Genomic DNA, 19,080 nt, shown 5'->3' on the forward strand with positions numbered 1-19,080 from the left:
GCTCAGCCCCTCAATTAAACGACGCGGATGAGGTGCAAGCCCGATGCAACAGACCGGTCAGCATGCGCAAACCGTTGTGCATGTCCTGATCGCTGGTGTACTCGGCCTCATTATGAGAAACGCCATTGCTGCTGGGGATGAACAGCAGGCACACGGGATAGCGCCGGTTCAGACTGATCGCATCGTGACCGGCGACGGTCATGCTGTCGGTGGTCGACAAACCCAGCTCAGCGCCTACGCCATGCGCCAGTGCAGCGAATCCGTCATGCAGCCTGGCAGGCGAGCGCAAGACGCTGCTTTCCACTTCAAACGCGGTCATGGTCTTGTCGGCGATCGCGTGCAGCGTTGCATCCAGGCGTTCCGAGGCAGCACTCAGCAGATCGACGTCGCGGGAGCGGTACTCGATGAGCAGCGACACCCGCGAAGGCACGACGTTGGGCGAATTGGGGTAGACCTCGATACGTCCTACCGAACTGTGCATCTGCACGCCGTGCTGCAAGGCTTCGTCATGCACCGCAGTGATGGTGTGTGCAGCAGCCAGCAACGCATCCCGGCGCGCGGCCATGGGCGTGGGGCCGGTGTGATTCTGCTCGCCATCGAAACGCACTCGCCGTTTCAGCGCGGCCCAGGTCTCGCGCACTACGCCGATAGCCGTCTGGCTGCTTTCCAGGCCAGCACCCTGCTCGACATGAATCTCGACATACCCGGCAATGTTCACATCAACCTGATCGTTGCCCAGATACCCGATGGCCTGCAGGGCGTCCTTGAGACGGATGCCATCACCATCGCGGCTTTCCCAGGCGTCGTTCAGCTTCAAGGCACCGGTGAACACGCCACTGCCGATCAGGCTCGGCTGAAAGCGCGCGCCCTCCTCGTTGGTCCAGTTGACGACCGCCAGATTACAGCGTGGGACTTCGCCACGCTCAAGCAATTGCCGCGTCAGACTGGACACCGCCACGGCGCCGGCAAACACGCCGTATACGCCATCGAAACGCCCGGCACTCGGCTGGCTGTCCAGGTGCGAACCGCAGAGCAGATAAGGCGCGTCAGGATCAAAGGTCATGAGGCCAAACAGGTTGCCCACCGCATCGATACGGACTTCGAAGCCGTGCGCGTCGAGCCAGTCCCGAAACAGGTCGCGTACCTGACCGTCTTCGACCGAAGCCGCCAGCCGATGCAAACCACCGGCGGGTGTGGCACCGATCGCCGAGCTTTGCCGAAACAATGCTTCGAACGCTGCCAGATCAGCTGCGCCCGGCTCGATCAGTTCAGGAATAGAGGGTGTCGACATGATCTTTCTCCAGGCGTGTCGCAAACTCGTCGGATAGCGCGCGATTAGTGACCAGGGTCGTGATCGCGGCAAATGGCAGGGTGTTGATAAAGGTGCGATGACCGAACTTGCCATCGTCAGCCAGCACAACGCTGCGCGTGCAATGCCTGACCAGCGTTCTGCGCAACATGGCTTCTGGCTCCTGGTAATCCATCAGGCCAAAGTCCAGGTCAATGCCGCCGATGCCCATGAAGGCAATGTCGTAGTGAAACTGCCGAGCGAATTCCAGCGTATGGGGACCGATCAAGGCGTTGTCGGTGCGCCGCACATCACCGGGCGCAACCAGAACCTGATTGTCGCTCTGGTGCGATATCAACTGGGCGATGTCCAGCGAATTGGTGATGATCTTCAACTGACTGAACCGGGTCAGTTGCTGGGCCAGCGCCAGCGTCGAGGTGCCGGTGTCGAGGAAGATGGCCATGCCTTCGCTGACCAGCTGCGCAGCACGCACGGCGATGCCCGCCTTGGCGCGAGGCTTGAGCCTGCTGCGCTCCTGCAACGGCAATTCTTCGCTGGACCTGGGCAGAATAGCGCCACCGTGAATGCGCCTTAACCTGCCCTCTTCCTCCAGATGCTTGAAGTCGCGGCGGATGGTCTCTTCGGAGACAAACAGCAATTGTGCAAGGTCCGACGCCTTGACCCGCTGCTGTTGAGCGAGCAGGCGCATGATTTCGTCCAGACGCGGCTGATTGAGCATGGGGGTGACATTCCGTTGCAAAGTGATGACTCCAATGTCCGGGCCGTTGGGCCCCTGATCCGTGTGCGAGAGCGACATGTCTATTGCCTCTATTGCCCCGAAACCGGTGGCAAGTGCTGATCCCAGGGCGCAATGGCTTCTACAGCGGCACAGAACTGCAGCACCTGGGCATCGGCAAAGCGTGGACCTACGACTTGCAGGCCGATCGGCAACCCCTCGGAACTCCAGCCACAAGGCAGGTTGGCGGCCGGGTTGCCGGTGATGTTGAAAGGGTAAGTGAACGGCGTCCAGCGCGCCCACGGCACAGCGCCGTCCTGCCCGGCATAGCCCACGGGGGCGACATCGTCTGCGGCAAACGGCAGGATAGGCAGCGTGGGCATGAGCAGCAGATCGTAATCTTCAAACAGCGCGTGCACCTGATTGGCGAACGCCGCACGCTGTTGAAGAGCCTGCAAATAATCACTCAGGCTGTACTGGGCAGACCGCTTGATCAGATCGGCAAAGCCGGGATCGAGCTGGTCCAGTTTCTGCGCAAGCGCCTTGCCATAGGCAATACCGCGCCCGGCGACCCACAGGGTTTCGAAGGTCGCCAGCGGGTCATGCCAATCCGGTTTGAGTATGCTGACTGTGACGGGCAGCGACCTGGCGATATTGCCCACGGCGGCATCAACCGCTGCAGCGACTTGCGCATCGACCGGCGTGTCGAACAGCGTCGGGCAGAAACCGATGCGCAAGGGTTTCAGCGGCTGGTCGCAACGGGCCAGAAAGGACTCGTCGGGAGCTGGCAGCGCCTGATGATCCAGTGGATCGGGGCCCGACAGAATGTCGAACAGCAATGCGCTGTCGCGCACGGTGCGGGTGATCGGTCCGGCATGACTGAGCATCTCGGTGGCCGACCAGGGCCAGGTGGGAATACGGCCCAGCGTGCCCTTGAGGGCAAATGCGCCACAGAACGAGCCCGGAATACGTACCGAGCCGCCGCCGTCGGAGCCCAGTGCGGCTGGCACCATTCGCGCCGCCACGGCAATTGCCGAACCGGAGCTGGAGCCGCCGCTGGTGAGGTTCGGGTCCCACGGGTTGCGCCCGTTGCCGAACACCCGCGACGTACTGGCGCCCGTCCAGCCGAACTCGGTGGTCGCTGTCTTGCCAAGAATGATCGCGCCAGCGTTCTTCAGGCGACGGATGATGGGTGCGTCCTGGGCCGGCACCGAGTCCAGAGCGGTCAACGACCCCCGGGTGGTGCGCAGCCCTGCGGTGGAAAAGAGATCCTTGATGCCAAAGGGTACGCCGTGCAGCCGCCCGCGCACCTCACCGCGCTGCAGTTCGGCGGTCATGCCTTCGGCCTGTTCAAGCGCCGCCTCGGCATACACATCACCGAATGCATTCAGTGTGGAATTGTGGGTTTCAATCGCTGAAAGGCACAACTCGGTCAAGCGTATCGGCGTCAGGCCCCCTTCGCGAACAAGCGTGGCAGCTTCAATCACGTTAGGCATGGAAGATGGCTTGGACTCAATCAAAGCAGATACCTCTCAGACACTTATGCGCAATGCACGGCACCAATGGCTGTCGGCGCATTACATTCAGCAGGCCCTTATGAGTCAAGTGGGTTTTGTTGGATATATTGAATTTGTGGTTTTAAATTTTGTAACAGCACCGTCACGGTGCCAAAAAACGCGCAAAACGCTGCCTCGCCCAATTGCGGTGCGCGATTAAAACCAGAAAAGAAGGGGAAAGTCGGCGGGAAAGGACTGCGCCTGTCAGCGACGCAGTCCTGTCATTGAGGTCGGTCTTTCAGATCAGCGATCAGACCGCCAGATCGTGGGCATGGAACTCGCTGACGCCAACCAGCTGGATTTCAAAGTCCGCATGCAGGTCAGCGTTGACGTTGCCGGACAGCACATGATCAGCGAAACGCAGCTGGCCAGCGCCAGTGAACTCGCCGCTGCCGATGAAGCTGAAAGCATCGAGGGCCTTGGTGTCCACGTTGGCATCCATTTTCAGGAAGCTCAGTTTGTCGCCTTGCTGGCTATTGAAGTCGGTGATCACGTCGCTGTTGTGGCCTTTGCCCATTTCCGACAGATCGTTGAACACGAAACGGTCAGCACCGCTACCACCAGTCATGATATCGGCGCCCTGGCCGCCCACCAGTTTGTCATTGCCGGCACCGCCGAACAGAACGTTGTCTGCATCATTACCGGTCAGGGTGTTGTTGCGGTCATTGCCCAGCACGGTGAATGCACCCTCGCCTTTGAGATGCACATTCTCGAAGTTCGCCAGCGTCCCGGCATTGAGGTTGATCACCTGTGCAATGGGCGAGGTATTGTCGTAAGTGATCTTCAGCGTATCGACGCCTTGATCGGCCTTTTCCTGAACAAGGTCCAGTTCGCCGACCTGATCGATGACGTAGGTATCGTTGCCCAGTCCGCCGATCATGGTATCCAGACCACCGCGGCCATTGAGCACGTTATCCAGATCGTTGCCGATCAACGTGTCATTGAAAGCAGAACCTATGGCGTTTTCGATGTGCGCACCGTAAGCAATCGCCAATCCGGAATTCATCAGCGTGGGTGCGTCAGGGTTCGCGTTGTAATCGAGAAACGCCTTGCCGATAGTGCTGAACTCACCCTCGTTGAGGTTGATTTTCACCGAGGCTTCCTGATTGCTGGCATCGATGGTGTCTTTGCCGCCAGCGTCCCAGATGGTCTCGAACACCGATTGCCCGGGCGCCCACTTATAGACGTCGTCGCCAGTGTGATAGTGGGTGTTGGCACCGTATATAAACTGCATGGCCGCGACATCGAGCAGCATCGGCGTGGTGGGCTTGAAGCTGTAATTGTTGGTGTAGCTCATGATGGTGTAACGCGCATCTTCGAATTTGGCATCGAGCAGGACATCGTTGTACTGCGAGCCTTCGAACGAATGCTTCAAGCCCAGTGCATGACCGGTTTCATGCATGAACGTGAGGTAATCGTCCGTGCCCTTGGCTGGATCGGCCGCGTTGACGTTCGGTCCGATCCAGACATCGCCGGAGCGGCCCAGCGTGCCCGGCGCGTAAGCCTGGCCAAACTCGGTGCCTTGCAGGCCCTTGAAGCCGCCGAAGCGAATGTCTCCGACTTTATCGGGGGTGTCCTGAACCTCGGTGAACTTGATATCAGCCACCGCGCTCCAGGCATCCAGTGCGCTTTTTGCGGCTGCCGCCTGGGCGTCGGTCAGCGAATAGGCATCACCGGGCTCCTGAGAGCGACTGTAATCGGTGGCGTACACGGAGTCGGCCCGATGAAAACTGTAAGTCAGATGGGTACCGGAAGAATCCCCGAGCCAGAATGGCCCCCATAGCAGACTGGTAACTCGGTCGTCGGCAGCCCCCTCGGGCAAGAGTTCGGCAGGACTTGATTCATTTGGGCCGGGCATCGGCGTTGCTCCTGAAGAATACAGACGTTAGTGATAGGCCAACGATCTTTGCCAGCGCAAAAACCGGACAGCAGTTTATTACACAGCACACATAATATGGACATAATAAGTTACAAAAATAGCGTTCAGAACGGCCGATTCATTACTCTCAATACCTGCCAACTTCTTATGACGAGTGAACTTTAACTTCTATTACAAGTGCCATTTAATGGCGCGTCGCCATATAGGGTTCGGAGCACCAGCCAAGACAGTAAGAAGTGACTGTTTCGAGGGTATTCGAACACGATCGGAACGCCCTTCGATTGCGCAGGATTGCTTCACTGCGTGTCGAGGGGGGAGGCTGAATAAAGGGGACATCGTTCAAACCTGCGCACGCCGAGCTGATTTATGCGGCGTATACCTTGCTGCACTCTATGGATCATAGGCATCATAAGACCCAATTTCATCCGATCGCGGTGCGCCCCATGACCCACCACCCTGCGCCACTCCCCGCCAGCGAGGAAGAACGAGTCCTGTCTCTTGAGCATCTCAAGATACTGGACAGTGCTCCCGAGCAAGACTTCGACGACATTGTGCTGCTCGCCACCACATTGTGCGACGCGCCCATCGCGCTGGTTTCGCTGGTTGACCGAGAACGCCAGTGGTTCAAGGCCTGCATCGGCCTGGACGTGCAGGAGACGCATCGCGACCTGGCATTCTGCGCCCACGCCATCCTGCAGCCTTCCGATGTGCTGGTGGTGGAAGACGCAACCACTGACCCTCGCTTCAGAGAGAGTCCGCTGGTGCTCGGGCCTCCCTACATCCGTTTTTATGCAGGTGCGCCGATTCGTACCGAGGCCGGTCATGCGCTGGGCACCGTCTGCGTGATCGACATCTGGCCGCGCGTACTAAGCGAACAGCAACGTCGTGCCCTGCTGGCACTGGCACGGCAAACCGCAGCCCTGATGCAATACCGCCTGGTCTCGGAGCAACGTGACCAGCATGCCGCCGAACTGGCGCTGGGGCTCGAAAGCGCACAGAGCCAAAGCCTGGCTCTGGAGCGCAATTTGCGCCAGTCGCAACGGGTGTCTTCGCTGGGCATGCTCACGGCAAGCATCGCTCATGACTTCAACAACCTGCTCCAGGCACTGAGTGCAAGCCTGCAACTGATCCGCATGCGCTCACGCCGCCCTACCGACGTCGAGACGCTCAGCGATACCGGACTGCGAGCAGTGGATCACGGTCGCCAACTGGTGACTCGCCTGCTCAACAGCGTTCGCCATGACGGTCCCGAACTGATCTGCATCGATGTCAGCGAACGGATCGATGCCGCGCGTGATCTTCTTTTGCGTTCGGCAGGCGACACGCTGGACCTTTCATTCGACCTGTCCGCCCGAGGCTGGGGCGTGTTGTGCGCAGAAGCGCAATTGCATACCACCTTATTGAATCTGCTGAGCAACGCGCGTGATGCAATTTCAGGCCCCGGCAAGGTGCATATCTCGACCCGGCTGGAGTCCATCAAGGAAGACCCGCAATTCCCGGAAGGCGATTATCTGGTACTCAGCGTGAACGATAACGGGCCTGGCATGACAGCCGAGCTCAAGGAGCAGATCTTCGAACCTTTCTTCACGACCAGAAGTGCCGACCCGGGTGCCGGGCTCGGCCTTGTTCAGGTGCAGGAGTTCGCGGTAAATGCCGGCGGAGGAGCACGCGTCGAAACAGCACCGGGAAGCGGTACTACGGTGCATCTCTATTTGAGAATACTGGGGCCGATCAGTGCAACCAACGCGCCAGCCCATATAACCGAACATTAACAACAGCTCATCGCCAGCGAGGCGTGGTTACTTCAGGCACGCTTTGAATTAAAAGGGCCGAACATTCAATGTTCGGCCCTTTAAATTTTATAACCTGCGTCATCATTAACGTCGGGTGTTTCATGGCCAATGGCGTCTTATGACCGCGTTGACCAACGGCTCAGCCTCAACCCGTAACAACAACGCATGAAAATCCGGTCGGGCGTTATGCAGGTGCTCCCGGGCGCCACTCCATCGCGTCACGACAGAGGCCAGAATCTCCACTGCGCCGAGTGAATCGCAACGCCAAACCCCGGCATCAGCAAACAGGTCGGCAAACGTCTCCCAGTTTTGATGCAACCGCCTCCGGGCGCCCGCTTCGAGCAGCCTCTCCAGCCCATCGTCGGCACTCGTCAGCCAGCGCTGCGGGTAATCAATAATCCCGATGGCGGCATAGCAGTTGGCTGCCATGTAAACCAGCGCGCGAAGCGCTTGAGCACGCTGGGCGGAATCGCCAGGCAGAAGCCCGGAACCTGGGTACTCCAGGCCCAGATGGATCAGGATCGCAGCACTTTCAGTGAGTACCGAATCATCGGCGAGCACCAACGTGGGAACTTGCATCAACGGGTTGACCCGCCTCAACGCCTCCTTGCCCGGCCCCTCCTCCCATCCACAGGCGTTGCACACTGTAAAAGGTACCGAGCAGCGCTGAAGCGCTATCTCGATAGCCGCTGAACCCGAACGTTCCGTGCCGAAAAGCGTGTACATGCCAGTGCTCCTTGCCAGGTGCTGCAGGCTCGCTCCGTACAGTCATACTGATGGAGGAGCAAACAAATGGGCGTGCATGAAATCAATGAAGACTCGCAGGCGCAGCGAAAGATGCTTGCTGGACGGCCAGAGCAATCTGAACGTTCCGGTGTGCACCGTGTAATCAGCCAGGACAGGTATCAGCTCGCCGTCGCGGACGGCCGATGAAATCATGAAGTCCGGCAGACAGGCAATGCCCAACCCGGCCCGCGCAACGTCCACCAGAATCTCGGTGGTGTTACACACCATGGCCTGAGGTAACTCAAGATCATCGACGCCTGGCTCACGACGCAGCGGCCAGTGTTCGAACTTTCCCGAGGAGGGAAACTTGTGCAACAGGCAGGCGTGCTGACTCAGGTCGCCAGGATGCCGGGGTATACCATGCCGGGCAAAATAGTCCGGAGCGCCGACAATGCGCAATTGGAAGCTGCCCATCCGCTTCGACATCAGGCCCGAGTCGACGGGATCTCCGGTGCGTAATACGACATCGAAGCCCTCCTCGATGATATCGACCATCCGGTCCGAGAAATCGATATCCAGTTCGATATCGGGGTAGGTGCGCATGAAGTCGATGATCACCGGCATGACCAGTCCGCTGACCAACGGCAGACTGATCCGCAACCTGCCCCTGGGCAGATCCCTGGCATTGATCAACTCCATTTCCGCCGCTTCCAGCTCCGACAGAATGCGTCGGCAACGCTCCAGGAATATCGAGCCTTCCAGCGTCAGGGCGATACTGCGCGTACTGCGATGAAAAAGCCGAACGCCGAGGCTCTCCTCCATACGGCCAATGCTCTTGCCGATACCCGACGAAGAGATGCCCAGGCGTTTTCCGGCCTGGGTAAAACTCCGTGTTTCGGCAACCAGAACGAACACGGCAATGCTTCCGAGCGATTCCAATACCCACTCCTATTCAGGACAACCCTGTCCTATACGTTCGGAACATAAGCCTGTTTTTGTTTGCGGGCGCAACCCCTAATCTCCCGGCAGGGCAATCGCTCTTGGATAAACGCGTGCATCACAGCAAAACCCGGGCACGCTTCACAGGGACATTGCACATGACCACAGCACATCGGGTCCAAACACAACCCACTGCGGGACGATGGGGGCAACTGCTCGCGGCTTGCCTGACCGGCATTCTGATCCCGTTATGCTTCACCGGCCCTGCCGTGGTTCTGCCTTCGATAAACCAGGCGCTGGGCGGATCAGCGGTCGAGCTGACCTGGGTCATCAACGCCTACATCCTGACCTACGGCAGCGCCATGATGGCCGCCGGGAGCCTGACGGATATCTACGGCAGAAAACGCGTCTGGCTGATCGGGCTGGCGATATTCGTGCTCTCCACCTTCGCCATTCCGGCAGCTTCCTCCGTGGTCCAGATCGACCTGCTCAGACTGGTTCAAGGCCTGGGCGGCGCGGCAGCGTTCGCCGGGGCGATGTCGTCGCTTGCCCAGACCTTTCATGGCGCCGAGCGCACCCGAGTCTTCAGCCTGCTGGGCACCACCTTCGGCATAGGTCTGGCCTTCGGCCCACTCGCAGCCGGCTCGCTGGTGGATTCGGCAGGTTGGAAATGGTCATTTCATGCGACTGCACTCATCGGCGTCGCGGGTTTCCTGCTGGTGCTGTTCAGCGCCACCGAATCAAAGGATCCCGACGCCACGGGTATGGACTGGCCGGGCGCAATCAGTTTTACCGCAGCATTGGCCCTGTTCACTTACGCAATCCTGCTCGCCCCTGAAGAGGGCTGGAGCGATCCACTGGTGATGGGTGGCATCATTGGCTCACTGCTGCTGTTCTGGATATTCATCGCCGTGGAGCGGCGCGTTGCCCGTCCCATGCTGGACCTGTCACTGTTCAATAGCGCGCGCTTTGTCGGCGTGCAGATTCTTGCAGCCAGTCCGGCATTTTTCTTTGTCGTGCTGATCATCATGTTGCCAGCGCGCTTCATTGGTATCGACGGTCTCAGCGCTCTGGAAACCGGGCAAATGATGACCGCACTGGCCGCGCCCCTGCTGATCGTACCGATGCTTGCCGCACAACTGGCACGTCGTTTCACCTCCGGGCTACTGTCCGGTATCGGTTTGCTGCTGGTGGCTGTCGGTCTGCTGTGGCTCGCGCTGGCGCTGGACAGCGGAGCAATCAAAACCGCCTTGCTGCCGATGGCCTTGATCGGCATCGGCATCGGTCTGCCCTGGGGGCTGATGGATGGCATGGCGATCAGTGTGGTTGAAAAGGAACGCGCCGGTATGGCTACCGGCATCTTCAATGCCGTACGCGTTTCTGCCGACGGCATAGCCATTGCGATCGCAGGCGCACTGCTCGCCACGTTCATTCAGTGGGGCCTGTTCGATGCCCTGACGGGTGTCGCGCCTGATGTGGTGACAAACGCTGCCAACCGCGCCGCATTGGGCGACCTGCAGAATGCGATCGGTCTTCTGCCCGGCCAGGCAGAACTGCTGCACCAACAGTACGCCACCGCGTTCCGCAATCTGCTGTTCATTCTCAGCGCCGCCACCGTGCTGACGGCCGTGGCGGTCTTTGCGCTGCTTGGTCGCGTCCGCGCTCATGAAGAACCGCCCATAGTGGCCTCCGACACGCTTGAACTGGCGGGCGAAATCAAGTGAGTCCCTATGAAATATCAGGCGCAAAGCGGCATCCAGCCTTTGCAAAGGTGTTCGCGCCAGGTCACCTCACGTTCGGGCTGATCGCGCCTCTGGAGGGCTACCCCGACTCCGCAGCACCGACCATGAAAGACCATCTGGCCTTGGCCATTCAGGCCGACAAGGCCGGTTTCGCCGCGCTGTGGCTGCGTGACGTACCGCTTCTCGACCCGGGGTTCGGCGACGCCGGTCAGGTGTTCGATCCTTTTGTCTACGCCGCGCTGCTGTCTGCCGTCACCCGGCAAATCTGCATCGGCACGGCAGGCATCATATTGACGCTGCGTAATCCGCTGATGGTCGCCAAACAGGCGTGCAGCGTGGACGTGTTGCTCGAGGGACGCTTCCTGCTGGGTGTGTCGACGGGGGACAGGCCCGGCGAATATCCTGCGTTCGGCGAGCATTTCGACACCCGCGCGGAACGCTTCAGAGACGGCGTCGAACTGCTGCACGCGGTGACCGAGCAGTCTTTTCCAGTGTTCAGATCGCGCCATTACGGGCAACTCAATGGCACGCTGGATCTACTGCCGAAACCGGTTTTCGGGCGGCTGCCTATGCTTGCCATCGGGCGCTGTCAGCAGGATATCAAATGGCTGGCCAATCACATGGATGGCTGGATATGGCATCAGAGCGGCTTCGACACCTTGCCTGAAGTGATCAATCATTGGCGCAGTGCCAATGAGCAAAGGCACTTCAAGCCCTACGGCTATGCGACGTTCTTCGACCTCGACGAGAACAAGGACGCGCCGATGAAAGTCGGACGCGGAATCAGTACCGGGCGCAACGCCCTCATCGCCCTGTGGCAGCGTCAGCGGGAACAGGGGGTTTCGCATGTGGCGCTGAACCTCAAGCCCCTGAGGCGTCCGGCCACAGAAGTGTTGCAAGAGCTGGAAGAGTATGTGCTGCCGTACTTCCCGACCCGCCGGGGTGATCATGCCTGACCGAATACTTCATCGGCACGGCCACCGCAGGTTCAGGATGTAGCAAGGACGAACGATTCAACTACCGACCTGGGAGGTCACGATGCGCGCTGAAAAATCCTATCCGATAAAAACCAACCCGATGCGCAGCAGCCCGAACAAGATACAGCTGGGTGTTTTCTCCACCAATACCGAGGGTGGCTGCACCGTCACCAATGCGCCTGAACGCCTGCGCGGAGACGATTGGGCTGGCAACCTGGAGATCGCCCGGATTGCCGACGATGCGGGGTTTGAAGCCTTCATACCGGTAGGCCGCTGGAAAGGTTTCGGCGGTACCAACAATACGGGCGGTGTCTGTTTCGAGACCTATACCTGGGCTGCCGGGATTGCAGCCCTGACCAGTCAGATCGCGGTCTTCACCACCTCGCACCTGCCCACCGTACACCCGCTGTTCGCGGCCAAACAGGCGGTGACCATCGACCACATCAGCGGCGGGCGCTTCGGACTGAATATCCTTTGCGGCTGGTATGGCGCGGAAATGCGCATGTTCAGCGGCCACATGATGGAGCACGACAAACGCTACGACTACGCAGAAGAGTGGCTGCACATTGCAAAAAATGCGTGGGAGCAGCAGACCCCGTTCGACTTCAAAGGCGAGTATTTCAACATCTGCGGCGCAATCTCGCAGCCACAACCCCTGAATAAACCCTACCTGATCAACGCAGGAGGGTCGCCGCGCGGCAAACTGTTTTGTGCAGAACATTGCGATGCCGCGTTCCTGATCGTCAAACATCTGGACGGTGAACAAGCGGTGCGAGAGCAGATTGCATCCTACAAGGACCTGGCGAAACAGAAGTTCGGCCGTGACATAAAGATATGGTGTTATGGCTACGTGGTGCAGAAGGACACGCAAGAGCAAGCAGACGCTTACCTGGACTATTACGCCAACCAGGTCGGTGACGATGAGGGCTGCGACATCATCACCGGCGAGCTGGGTATCCAGACCGGCATTTTCACCCCCGAAGACGCCGTGCGTTTCCGTTTCCACTTCAAGGCCGGATTCGCCGGGGTGCCACTGGTGGGCACACCCGAGAAGATCGTGGAGCTGTTCAGGAAGTATTCTGACTGGGGGATCGACGGCATTGCCCTGACGTGGCTCGATTACCACGAGGGTATAAAGGACTTCGTGAGAGAAACACTGCCGCTGATGGAAGACGCGGGCCTGCGTGAATACAGAGTTGTGGAGGCTATTACTTCGAAGGTGTCCGCAGCAATAGCCTGATGGCCAGGCCGCCCTGGCAGTACTGGCCAGGGCGGCCTTATCCGGACAGCTTAAAGGGCCAACATGCGTTGCGGATTCAACAGCGTCATCTCGGTGCGGCGCTCGCCGCTCAAGCCGAACGCATCGAACCACTGCCCGCTCAGCGACAGCCACTCGTGCACATCGATCTGACTGGTCTGCCCCAGGTCCGAGCTGTAGACCACATTGCCGACATGACTCAACACATCGCTGAAATCCTGCCGGTCCTGATAGCCCAGCAGGTACGTCAGTGCGGTCTGCTCGATGTAGACCGATGGCTCTTTGCCGATCAGCGCAAGCTCGGCCGCGTCTAGACCGGTCAACGGATTGGCAGGCTGGTTGAGCATCAACCTCGGCACGCCGATCCGCAGCGCTTCGTCGATCAACGTCCTGACTTCATTGGCATCGGCATGCCCTGTCGAGATCACCAGCGGATAGTCACGGGCCATTTTGAGAATATCCAGCGTCTGCGGCGTCAGGCGGCCGTTCTCCGATGTCACTCTGGCAGGCTTGATGGGCTTGTCCCGCAACAGCGGATGGCTCAGGTTGCGGGCCAGCGTGCTGGTATGCGTTCTGCCTGTGACGGTTGGCAAGTGAACAATGAAACGTCCAGGTTCATCGCCGCGCAAACAGAGACTGCGCTCGACTACACGGTAGTCGATGCCGCCGGCAATCTCGTTCAGAACCACAGAACCGCTGACCGGAAAACCCTGATTGCGTGCTTCCCATGCCTGGGCCGCCGTACACCCCAGGTGATTTTTCAATACGACCCGGCCCTGCACCGCAGCGTAGCGTCTGCCCGCCTCTATCGCTCCATGACGGCGAATGAACGCGTCAGGATTGGCGTGGTAATGCACATCAATGAAGCCTGGCTCCTCGATCTGACTCATTGCACACACTCCGCTCTGGCGATCAGAAATGTATCGATGCTCTCCAGCACCCGGTCCAGATCATCTGCCAGCGGGCGCATCCCGCCATCAGGCACACACAGTGAGCGTTGTCTGTGGCCTTTGGTATGCAGCACATGACGCGCCCCAACCAGTTGCGACTTCCCGCCAAACACGCTCAGCACACGCCGTTTGAAATCGAGCAGGCACTCACTGATATCCAGACCGCTCAGTAGCCGGAACCCCAGGGTCAGACGCTGCCCTTGGGTTGAAAGCGTTGCGTCATTCTCGCTGCCGGACGAGTGCTCTTGTTTCTGGCCTTCAGGCAACACCAGATCGTCCAGCAGGCGTTTGGCTTGCTCGACATGCCCTTGTTCTGCCAGATCCGCCATACGTCCCAGCCTGGAATCCAGCAACGCATCGGCTTTGGCCGGAGAAGAAAGCAGCAACAATGCAGGCGTCGACCGCATTGATGAAGTGCCTGCCAACGCCTGTACCAACGCACCGCCCAAGGCCACGCCGACCAGTACATCTGGTATCCCCCAAGGCTCGAGTGCGCTGACCCAGCGCTCGGCAAACCCGCCAAAGTCTTCGCCGGGCTTGAGCGGCAGGGACAGGGAATCAAAAACCCTGACCTGATAACCCGCCGCAGTGAAATGCTCGATCAGCGGTTGGGCAAAACCACCCTCGTCCCAGACCGGCATCACCGGTGACAAAATAAAGACGCGCGAATGCCCGGCACCAAAGGTCCGGAAGGTCATGCAATGACTCATGGCTTTTGCTCCTGCAAAAAGAACAAGACCCGCCTTGTCGAGCGGGTCCGGTCGTTGCTCCATCGTGAGGGTTCCATCGTGACGGATCAGCGGGTCGTGCGAAGGCGTTCGACACTGGCGGCATAGCCGCGCAGGGTCGACTCGATGATCAGTTGCGCGGGCAGCACTTCCTTGATCAGGTCCGCGACTTCGCCCGCCCAGATGGCCCGGATACTGACATCGTCGGCCGCCAGCGCGGCTTCATAGTCCAGGCGCAGTTGACCGGCTGAGGCAGCGAAAGCCTGCTCCTCACCCACCCAGCTAGCGGAAAAGTCATTTCCGATCACGCGCCCGCTGTAGCCCTCGGGCCAATCGATGCCGCGTACCTGATCGAAGATCCGGGTTCGCACCGTATCGCTCGCGACCGCCTGAAGCAGTCGTTGTTTTACCCGTTCGGAAGGCAATGCCTCCTGCGAAGCCAGAAAGCGCGTGCCCATCATCACGCCGTCCATGCCCAGCGCCAGCGCAGCAGCCATGCCACGCCCGTCGGCAATCCCGCCGGCACCGATAAGCAAAACATCGTCACCCACCGCGTCGCGAACTGCCGGAAACAGCGGCAATGAAGCTCGGCGCAAACTGTGACCACCCGCCTCGGCACCTTGCACAATCAGCGCATCGGCACCGGCTTCCAGCGCGTCAAGCGCCTGGTCGACGTCATGCACCTGAACGATGACTTTGGCATTGGCCTGATGGATGGGCCTGACGAAAGGACGTACATCACCAAACGACAGGGCAACCACCGCCGGACGATACTCCAGCGCCAGATGAAGCAATTCGAACTGTTTGGCCACGGTAAACATGACCAGCCCGACGCCCCAAGGCTGCTGCACCTCTCGCATCATCTCCAGTTCACGTGCCATCCATTGCGGGTCGCCGTAACTGGCACCCACCAGGCCGAGGCCCCCGGCACGGGAAACCGCAGCCGCCAGACGCCCACCGGAAGCGCCGCCCATGGGCGCCAGAATCAGCGGGTGGTCAATGCCCAGAAGAGAGGTCAGTGCTGTATTGATCGTGGTCATCGCATAATCCCTGTGCAAATCCGAGTGAATATCAGACGAAGGCGGCCTGTGCGCCGCCCTCTTCTGCCGGTCGTGGCTTAGCCGGCCTTCTGTAAGGCAATTTCAGGGGTGATGTACTCGGCCACGTTGTACAGGTGATATTCCCAGGTGCCGGTTTCTTTCAACCGGGAGTAGCGCGACAGAAACTCTGCGTCGGTAAACAGCGACTCGAACTGGCTGCGATCGCTCCATTGCGCCTGATTGATGACAGTCTTGCCGTCGATGCTTTTCATCAGCCGGCTCCATTTGAAGGCACTGTAAGTGCGTGCCACGTAACTGACCGTCTCTTCAAGAATCTGAATGGCCAGATCCTGAGCCCCCTCGTTTACCTGTACGACATTGATCAGATAAACCGCGTTGTCATCGGTGACGGATTGAGCGTCGAACAATTCCATTTTCATCATCATTTCCATTCAAGTGGGAAGGCAGCTCGGTTCACGCCTGCGAAGGCATCGCGACGCTGATTTTTTCAGCGTCAGTCAGCCAAGGCTGGTCGTAGCGATAGGTGCTGCGAGCTTTTTCCAGCGTCCAGCCGGCTGATATGGCTTCGATGATGCTGCGCTCTGTCTGCTCGACCGCCTGGGCACGGCGTACGACCTCGACAGCCAGTTGCTGGGGAATCACAACACAGCCGCTGCCATCACACACCAGAAGGTCGCCGGGCCGGACTGTTACGCCATCGATAAGCAGAGGCACTTGTATAGCCTGGAGTTGAGCGCGGTTCTTAGCCGACTGCATGAAACGCCCGCGACTGAACAATGGGTAACGGCACTCGATGACCGTATCGATATCGCGTGCCACGCCATCGATCACGGTGCCCTTGATGCCATTGGCCAACGCGAAGTGGGTCATGATGTCGCCCCATACTGTGCAGTCCTGGCGTCCGTTGTTTGAGGAAACAATCACCGCGCCGGCCGGTACATGATCGATATAGTTGGCAGCACCCTTGAAGACCGCAGATGCATCGACCGGCTCGTACTGCACGGTAAACGCGATGCCCACGCAACGAGTGCCAGGGACTTGCGAGGCAATCCCCAAAAGCCCGCCGTCGATCCCCAGGCTGTCCAGCGCGTCAGACAAGGACGCAGTATCGAGATGTTCACATGCCTCCAGCACGGCTTGCGCAATGGGTACAGCTTCAAAGTGCGCTGACATGACGTTCTCCCTGTGCTGCAACCTGTTCGTTGCCATACCCGAACGTGCGGGACTGCAACTCGATGCACTGCTGAACGATCGCTTCGCCCACTTGAGCCGTGGTATGGGAACCGCCAAGGTCATACGTGCGTGTGGATGTGCGAGAAACCAGGCTGACCGCCTGGCTGATACACGCCGACTCGGCCGGAAACCCCAAATACTCCAGCATCAGCGCGATGGCCATGAACATCGCGCCGGGGTTGGCCTTGTTCAAACCCGCGTGAGCAGGTGCGCTGCCGTGTACCGGTTCGAAATAAGCACCTGAATTGCCGAAGTTGCCACTGGGCGCAAACCCCAGGCCGCCCATGACTCCGGCGCCGAGATCGGAAAGAATATCGCCGAACATGTTCTCGGCAACGATCACCCCGAAGCGCTCGGGACGTTGCACCATCCACAGGGCAACCGCATCGACGTTTTCGATGACCCCGGTCACGTCCGGATAACGCAGAGCTGTTGCTTCGAAGATGCCCCGTGCAAAGGCGCTGCTGTGCCGCAGGACCATGGGTTTGTCGACAAACGTAACCCGCGTGAAATGATTCTTGCGGGCGTACTCGAAGGCGTATTCGAAAATACGCGTCAGGCCACTTCGCGTCTGCAGGCGCAACGTCACCGTCGCATCATCCTGCCCTTCTCGCTGCCACGCCGCGCCGAGGGCTTCCCGCTCTTCGAGCAGCGGCACCAGTGCATCCGGGATACAACCAAAGTCCAGCCCCGCATAAAGCCCTTCGGTGTTTTCCCTGATCACCACAAAGCGAAATCTGTGTTCGCCAGTCATGTCAGTGACCGGGCGGACATTGGCGTACAGGTCGAGATTCTGCCTGAGCTGAATGACCGGACTGACATAGCGGCGGTTCTGGCCCTGAAGCGCCAGTGGCAACTCTGCTTCGGCCTCTGCCAGAGGCTTGCTGGTGATTGCGCCAAGCAATGTCGCGTCGCAACTGGCCATGATCTCCCAGGTACGGGCCGGAACGGTTTCCCCCTCGGCCCTCCAGCATTCCCAACCGATGTCAGCCGCAATCAGATCGAATGGCAGGTTCAACGCCGCAATCACCGGCAGTGCCGCCGCCATGACTTCAATGCCGATCCCGTCGCCGGGCAATACACAGATGCGCTTTCGGAGCGGTTGAGTGGTCATAGTGCGACTCCCTTTACGCTGTTCGGCAAGCCGGTGGCAATAGTCGGTAACACCGCTCGGGGCGCAAGACGCGCCACCTTGTCCTGCTGATGCATGACCTCGATCGCTCGATACTCGGAAGTCAGCTGAAAGCGCTCGAGGGTGTCCCGTACGCGTTGACTGCTGTCATAGGGGAAGTTGTAAGTGCCCAGAATGATATCCATCAGCGGGCTGGGCATATTGTTGTGCGGTACCGCACGGGCCGTGGCTTCCGACAGTTCCATCACCTTCACCAGGTCATAGCCATGACTGACGCTGGTACGCTCCAGGTAGGCAACCAGCATACTCAGGTGAAGATTGCCGGCTCCCTTGCCCATGCCACATATGGACGTGTCGATGTATTCAGCGCCGGCTTCTATAGCCGCCACTGCATTCGCCAGCGCCAACGACATATTGTTATGGGCGTGAAAGCCCAGCGGCACCAATAGTCGGCTTGAGAGACGACTGAACAGTCGATCTACATCGGCTGGCAACATATGGCCATTGGAATCCGCACAGCAAACGATATCCGCGCCAGCCCCCTCCGCGCGTACCGCCGTATCAAGCACACTGCCTGGCGTCTGCGAAGTCACATGCGTCACATTGGCGCTGACACTGAAGCCGTGATCGCGAGCCAGCGACAAGGTCACAAGCCCCTCATCCAATTGATCGCGCCGCAAACAGACGCGGATCATCGAAACGCCCTGCTCCCTGAGCATGGCGAAGTCATCCGTGGTGATGTTTCTGGGGTGAACCATGACGGCCAGTTCGATACGGCCGTTGGCCGCCTGCGCAATCTTTTCAATGAAGCCTGCGCCTACATCACTGGTCAGACCGTGCTCGCCTTTCGGGGCGAAGGATCCTTTGCAATAACCAATTTCGCAGAGGTCGACACCCGCACTGGCCAAGCCAGCGACCACTATCTGCGCCTGATCTTCTGTGAAGTTGAAGTTGTTCCGATAACCACCATCACGCAATGTAACGTCGAGAATTTTTACGTCGGCCATGAGAATCTCCTGCTGTCCTTAGGGTGTCATCAGGGTGCTTGAGATGATCTTGCCACTGCTTGAGTTTTTATAATT

Annotated in this window: 17 protein-coding genes; 4 read left to right on the plus strand and 13 right to left on the minus strand. The window is 59.2% G+C overall.

The features are described from left to right. Positions 1 to 10: 10 nt before the first annotated feature. From LCH65_RS18795 to LCH65_RS18810, 4 genes are all read right to left on the minus strand, one after another. Positions 11 to 1,291: a Zn-dependent hydrolase gene (locus LCH65_RS18795; protein ID WP_226439700.1), complete on the minus strand. Its 1,281-nt coding sequence runs from the start codon at positions 1,289 to 1,291 to the stop codon at positions 11 to 13. Further along, positions 1,269 to 2,027, minus strand: coding sequence for a DeoR/GlpR family DNA-binding transcription regulator (locus tag LCH65_RS18800; RefSeq protein ID WP_003364616.1), 759 nt, complete (start codon positions 2,025 to 2,027; stop codon positions 1,269 to 1,271). The genes LCH65_RS18795 and LCH65_RS18800 overlap by 23 nt, the downstream gene beginning before the upstream one ends. Before the next feature lie 89 nt (positions 2,028 to 2,116). After that, the gene (locus LCH65_RS18805; RefSeq protein ID WP_096121478.1) at positions 2,117 to 3,520 is read right to left on the minus strand and encodes an amidase family protein; all 1,404 of its coding nucleotides are present in this window, start codon (positions 3,518 to 3,520) and stop codon (positions 2,117 to 2,119) included. A 310-nt stretch (positions 3,521 to 3,830) separates the two neighbouring features. Continuing rightward, the gene (locus tag LCH65_RS18810; RefSeq protein ID WP_226439701.1) at positions 3,831 to 5,438 is read right to left on the minus strand and encodes a M10 family metallopeptidase; all 1,608 of its coding nucleotides are present in this window, start codon (positions 5,436 to 5,438) and stop codon (positions 3,831 to 3,833) included. A 464-nt stretch (positions 5,439 to 5,902) separates the two neighbouring features. Between LCH65_RS18810 and LCH65_RS18815 the strand changes: the two genes are divergently transcribed. Further along, positions 5,903 to 7,231 carry an ATP-binding protein gene (locus LCH65_RS18815; protein WP_024662335.1) on the plus strand — a complete coding sequence of 443 codons (1,329 nt, stop codon included), beginning with the start codon at positions 5,903 to 5,905 and terminating at the stop codon, positions 7,229 to 7,231. Positions 7,232 to 7,351: 120 nt separating this feature from the next. Here the strand turns inward: LCH65_RS18815 and LCH65_RS18820 are convergent, their stop codons facing one another. Together LCH65_RS18820 and LCH65_RS18825 are read right to left on the minus strand one after the other, a co-directional pair. Continuing rightward, positions 7,352 to 7,978, minus strand: a complete 627-nt coding sequence (locus LCH65_RS18820; RefSeq protein ID WP_226439702.1) for a glutathione S-transferase — start codon at positions 7,976 to 7,978, stop codon at positions 7,352 to 7,354. 42 nt (positions 7,979 to 8,020) lie between these two features. Continuing rightward, the gene (locus LCH65_RS18825; protein ID WP_058396283.1) at positions 8,021 to 8,917 is read right to left on the minus strand and encodes a LysR family transcriptional regulator; all 897 of its coding nucleotides are present in this window, start codon (positions 8,915 to 8,917) and stop codon (positions 8,021 to 8,023) included. Positions 8,918 to 9,075: 158 nt separating this feature from the next. Here LCH65_RS18825 and LCH65_RS18830 point away from each other — a divergent pair, with 158 nt between their 5' ends. The 3 genes from LCH65_RS18830 to LCH65_RS18840 all read left to right on the plus strand — a co-directional run bounded on the left by LCH65_RS18830 (position 9,076) and on the right by LCH65_RS18840 (position 12,876). Then, positions 9,076 to 10,641, plus strand: coding sequence for an MFS transporter (locus LCH65_RS18830; RefSeq protein WP_103736152.1), 1,566 nt, complete (start codon positions 9,076 to 9,078; stop codon positions 10,639 to 10,641). Further along, complete coding sequence (locus LCH65_RS18835) at positions 10,638 to 11,615, plus strand: LLM class oxidoreductase (protein WP_058396285.1); 978 nt, start codon at positions 10,638 to 10,640, stop codon at positions 11,613 to 11,615. Before LCH65_RS18830 ends, LCH65_RS18835 begins: the two co-directional genes overlap by 4 nt. Positions 11,616 to 11,697: 82 nt before the next feature. Further along, a complete protein-coding gene (locus LCH65_RS18840) occupies positions 11,698 to 12,876 on the plus strand; it encodes an LLM class flavin-dependent oxidoreductase (protein ID WP_058396286.1) in 1,179 nt (392 codons plus the stop codon). A gap of 50 nt (positions 12,877 to 12,926) precedes the next feature. On the opposite strand, the gene LCH65_RS18845 is transcribed toward LCH65_RS18840, so the two are convergent. The 7 genes from LCH65_RS18845 to LCH65_RS18875 all read right to left on the minus strand — a co-directional run bounded on the left by LCH65_RS18845 (position 12,927) and on the right by LCH65_RS18875 (position 19,005). After that, entirely contained in the window at positions 12,927 to 13,784 is an 858-nt protein-coding gene (locus LCH65_RS18845) for a DUF6282 family protein (RefSeq protein ID WP_226439703.1), read from the minus strand. Next, positions 13,781 to 14,554 carry a hypothetical protein gene (locus LCH65_RS18850; RefSeq protein ID WP_226439704.1) on the minus strand — a complete coding sequence of 258 codons (774 nt, stop codon included), beginning with the start codon at positions 14,552 to 14,554 and terminating at the stop codon, positions 13,781 to 13,783. Before LCH65_RS18850 ends, LCH65_RS18845 begins: the two co-directional genes overlap by 4 nt. 86 nt (positions 14,555 to 14,640) lie before the next feature. Next, positions 14,641 to 15,612 carry a nitronate monooxygenase gene (locus LCH65_RS18855; RefSeq protein WP_096128259.1) on the minus strand — a complete coding sequence of 324 codons (972 nt, stop codon included), beginning with the start codon at positions 15,610 to 15,612 and terminating at the stop codon, positions 14,641 to 14,643. A gap of 77 nt (positions 15,613 to 15,689) precedes the next feature. Beyond that, complete coding sequence (locus LCH65_RS18860) at positions 15,690 to 16,052, minus strand: antibiotic biosynthesis monooxygenase (RefSeq protein ID WP_003315407.1); 363 nt, start codon at positions 16,050 to 16,052, stop codon at positions 15,690 to 15,692. Positions 16,053 to 16,086: 34 nt separating this feature from the next. Beyond that, positions 16,087 to 16,806, minus strand: coding sequence for an RraA family protein (locus LCH65_RS18865; protein ID WP_226439705.1), 720 nt, complete (start codon positions 16,804 to 16,806; stop codon positions 16,087 to 16,089). Further along, a complete protein-coding gene (locus LCH65_RS18870; protein ID WP_226439706.1) occupies positions 16,790 to 17,980 on the minus strand; it encodes an isocitrate/isopropylmalate family dehydrogenase in 1,191 nt (396 codons plus the stop codon). Before LCH65_RS18870 ends, LCH65_RS18865 begins: the two co-directional genes overlap by 17 nt. Continuing rightward, positions 17,977 to 19,005 carry an aldolase catalytic domain-containing protein gene (locus LCH65_RS18875; RefSeq protein ID WP_226439707.1) on the minus strand — a complete coding sequence of 343 codons (1,029 nt, stop codon included), beginning with the start codon at positions 19,003 to 19,005 and terminating at the stop codon, positions 17,977 to 17,979. Before LCH65_RS18875 ends, LCH65_RS18870 begins: the two co-directional genes overlap by 4 nt. Between the last annotated feature and the right edge of the window lie 75 nt (positions 19,006 to 19,080).

This window comes from Pseudomonas sp. MWU16-30316 (assembly GCF_020515645.1).
In the GTDB taxonomy this organism is placed as follows: Bacteria; Pseudomonadota; Gammaproteobacteria; order Pseudomonadales; family Pseudomonadaceae; genus Aquipseudomonas; species Aquipseudomonas cerasi.